This is a genomic window from Gilliamella sp. Imp1-1 (genome assembly GCF_001690415.1).
Taxonomy (GTDB): Bacteria; Pseudomonadota; Gammaproteobacteria; order Enterobacterales; family Orbaceae; genus Gilliamella; species Gilliamella bombi.
This window is the reverse complement of sequence record NZ_LZHK01000085.1, coordinates 1-3,677: the sequence shown is the minus strand read 5'-3', so window position 1 is coordinate 3,677 and position 3,677 is coordinate 1. Positions and strand designations below refer to the sequence as shown.

Below are 3,677 nucleotides of genomic sequence, written 5' to 3'. Positions count from 1 at the left end.
GCTTGATTAAGATTTTTATTTATATCGTGTTAATTTTCCAATTTATAAGGAGATTATATGAACCAGTTCACGCCATATAGTATATATGGCATTATCGGTTATCCTTTAGGGCACAGTATGAGTCCACTTATTCATACTACGTCATTTCAAGATTATGGGATCCCAGCAGTTTTAGTTCCTTTTCCTACTCCACCAGAAGAGATACCGACACTTTTTAAATCAGTCAGATTACTAAATATCCGTGGATTATGTGTCACTATTCCACATAAACAGACTATCATTCCTTATTTAGATGAAGTGACAGATCATGTAAAAAAAGCAGGTGCTGCGAATTTGGTGTATTGGGATGGGGATAAACTTTGTGGGGATAATACAGATATTATTGGATTCATGGAGCCACTTCAAAATAAAAAACTGCCAGCAGAATTCAAAAAAGTGTTATTACTTGGAGCAGGAGGTGCTGCACGTGCAGCTGTAGTGGGATTACAGGAACTTGGTTATACCGATATTACAGTAACGGATATTGCTGATGATTTACCTCAGGCATTAGCTAGTGAATTCAACCTTAAAACTATTTCATGGGAAGACCGTAGCAAAGTTGAAACTCAAATTGTTATTAATTCAACACCATTAGGTATGACGGGTAAATTTGAGAATCAAACACCTTATAAACAAGCTTGGTTTAAAGGTAAAGGAGTGGCTTACGATATTGTTTATACTCCATATAATACTTGTTTTAGACAAGAAGCAGAAAGAGCTGGCTGGGAATCTATTTCAGGACGTGAAATGTTTATTGGTCAAGCAAATGCTCAATTTAAGATTTGGACAGGAAAAGATCTTTCTGAACGAGCAAAACAAGCTGTAATTGATGCTTTAGCTAAACATTAATTGCCAAACAGGCAAACATATCTAGTTAAATTGGAATTAATCGTATTTTCTACTGTTTATACAATTAGCTGCTATTGCCAACTATATTACGTTGGCATAGGCAAAGTTAATATATTAATTGGATAGATCAAGCGCATTATAATAAGGAGCATTTATGACTAACTTAGAATTGCAAGCGTATCGTCGTTTTCTTATGCTAAAAGTATCAGAAGCTAGTGAATATATTGGAAAAACAGATATTAATACATGGCATGATTGGGAAAATGGTACAAAGCCGATCCCAGAGTTTGTCGGAAAAGCAATGCAAGAACTAAAAAAAATCAGAAACGAAAAAATAAATATTATTATAAATAGTATTAATGATCGTATTGGTAGTAATACAATCCGTTATTTTATGACATACGAAGAGTTCAAAAAGGTAAATTTAGATCTTGATGTGATTCAATGGCGATTACATCAATCGATTGCAACAGAGCTCTATTTCCGTGGTTTAGAAAAGTTATGTTAATTAACTTTATTAAGATGACTTTTAGGTTTTAAAAGCTTCCTTATAATATTGTAAACATTTCATTACGGATATATTCTATATATGTTATTTTTAATTATATAAAAAATACATAGTTATATATTTTTTATATACTATGTAAAAAATTTGTTGCAAAAATAAGAGCGAATCACTAGCATGGTTAATATATTCTATAAATCTGAAAAGATAAAACCCAATATGAATAAAACAATTTTTTTAGTTGGTGCACGGGCTGCAGGTAAAACAACGATGGGAAAGATGTTAGCAAATAAGCTATCGTTTTCTTTCATTGATACCGATAGATATTTACTCGAAACTACTCAAAAGACGGTAGCCGAAATTGTTGAAAAAGAAGGTTGGGAAGGATTTAGAGCAAGAGAAAGTCAGGTGTTGATTGATACAACTAAACCTAATTGTGTCATTGCAACTGGTGGCGGCATGGTATTAGCCGAGCATAATCGGAATTTTATGAAACAAAATGGCACAGTTATCTTTTTATCTGCACCTGCGGCAACACTAGCTGCGCGTTTAATGAAAGATCCTAACATTGCTCAACGACCATCACTAACTGGCCTATCTATTTATGATGAAATGGAAAAGGTATTGGCTGAAAGATTACCTTTATATCATGATGCTGCACATCATGTGATCAATGTTGATCAAGATGAAAGTTTGATTCTTGCAAAAATTTTTGAAATGCTTCGAAACTAATTTAACTTCTTTTAATAAAAAGGCCGCTTAAAAAGAGGTATTTTTATTAATAATAGAAAAAAATAAATTTTTAAAATTTAACCAAGATTCTATATAAGTTTAATTTTGAATAAAACTTTATTGTTTTTTAGAACCAAATAAAAGCTAAGTAACAAATTTATACTTACTATCTTTCTGATTAATATTGATACTTGTATATTGAATAGAATTATAATTTTATGTTTTACATATGGAGTATGACAAGTGGATAATCGAAAGGTCAATTCTTATGGAATTGCAGGATCTATATATGCAAATTATATAATACAAAGTATTGCATTAATTGTGATCATGCAATTTTCATATGATATATCGAAACAACTTAATATTGATCTAATCGGCATTGGTAAAATTGCTTCGGGTATAGGAATTGGAAAAATATTATTAATGTTTGTTGGTGGTGTATTGTCAGATAAATTTGGTCGCAAACTATTTATTTGTCTAGGTATGGCTTGCTATGCTATTTTTTTTCTAGGAATGCCTTTTTGTACTAATATAAATATTGCTTTTTGTTTAGCTATTGCTATTGGGGCTGGAAATTCTTTTTTAGATACTGGTTCAATGCCAGCATTAACAGAATGTTTTCCAAACTCATGTGGTACAGCTAGCGTATTGATCAAGGCTTTCATTTCAATGGGATCTCTTGTTCTTCCATTTATTGTTGTTTTTTGCCATCAATACCAAATATGGTATGGTTGGATTTTTTTTGGTTTTGTTGCTTATCTAATAGTTAATACACTATTTTTACTTCCTAAGCAGTTTCCACATATAGATACCTCCATTAAAAGTAATGAATGCTCACAAAGTTATTTTATTGGAAAACCTAATTTTGGATTTGAAGGTATTTTATTAATTATTATGGGATTTACAACAACAGCAACATTCGTTATTGTCTTGCAGTGGTTGCCAACTATCGCTATCAGAGCTGTTAATATTAGCGAACCTGATGCTAATCAACTGATTAGTTATTATAGTACTGCCTCAATTATTTCTGTATTTGTTACGGCTTTTGTCGTCAAACATCTATTAAAACCTATCTTTTGCATCATTATTTTGCCTGCCTTATCTGCGTTGGTATTAATCATTTTTTATTTTAATGTTTCACCTGCAATGTGTGTTATCGTCGCAATAGGAATGGGATTAACTGCGGCAGGGGGGGTACTTCAATTAACTTTGGTTGTTATGCAACAAATGTTCCCAACACGAAAAGGTCTTGCTGTAGGTTGTATGTATACTTTTAGCGGTCTATCGTTTGTTATCATTCCGCTTATAGTACCAAAATTAGCTATGTTCAATGTAAGTTATGCCATATTAATTGACTTTTTTATTGCGATGTCAAGTGTAATACTTGGCTCAATTATCTTTTATCGTTTTAAAAAGGTAGTTGATATAACAAAAATATAATTTTATATATTTTAAGAATAATAATGTTAGAGGGCATGCCAATATGGCATGCTTTTTTTCGATATTAACATCTCATAAAAATTTTAATTTATTTTCGTATTTAACAATT

Annotated in this window: 4 protein-coding genes; all 4 read left to right on the top strand. The window is 31.4% G+C overall.

The window, feature by feature from the left end; all coding sequences use genetic code 11:
- The first annotated feature begins 57 nt into the window (after positions 1-57).
- The 4 genes from aroE to A9G38_RS07360 all read left to right on the top strand — a co-directional run bounded on the left by aroE (position 58) and on the right by A9G38_RS07360 (position 3,568).
- Positions 58-888 (top strand): shikimate dehydrogenase, encoded by an 831-nt coding sequence (gene aroE, locus A9G38_RS07375; RefSeq protein ID WP_034913427.1) that lies wholly within the window; start codon positions 58-60, stop codon positions 886-888.
- A 154-nt stretch (positions 889-1,042) separates the two neighbouring features.
- A complete protein-coding gene (locus tag A9G38_RS07370; RefSeq protein ID WP_034913431.1) occupies positions 1,043-1,396 on the top strand; it encodes an Aca2/YdiL-like domain-containing protein in 354 nt (117 codons plus the stop codon).
- Positions 1,397-1,612: 216 nt separating this feature from the next.
- Positions 1,613-2,125 (top strand): shikimate kinase AroL, encoded by a 513-nt coding sequence (gene aroL / locus A9G38_RS07365; protein ID WP_034913435.1) that lies wholly within the window; start codon positions 1,613-1,615, stop codon positions 2,123-2,125.
- A 243-nt stretch (positions 2,126-2,368) separates the two neighbouring features.
- Positions 2,369-3,568: an MFS transporter gene (locus A9G38_RS07360; protein ID WP_034913438.1), complete on the top strand. Its 1,200-nt coding sequence runs from the start codon at positions 2,369-2,371 to the stop codon at positions 3,566-3,568.
- The last annotated feature ends 109 nt before the right edge of the window (positions 3,569-3,677 follow it).

What these genes read in the sequence shown, in the direction of transcription:
- aroE (WP_034913427.1), top strand. Translation starts at nt 58, where the DNA reads ATGAACCAGTTCACGCCATATAGTATATATGGCATTATCGGTTATCCT.
- A9G38_RS07370 (WP_034913431.1), top strand. Translation starts at nt 1,043, where the DNA reads ATGACTAACTTAGAATTGCAAGCGTATCGTCGTTTTCTTATGCTAAAA.
- aroL (WP_034913435.1), top strand. Translation starts at nt 1,613, where the DNA reads ATGAATAAAACAATTTTTTTAGTTGGTGCACGGGCTGCAGGTAAAACA.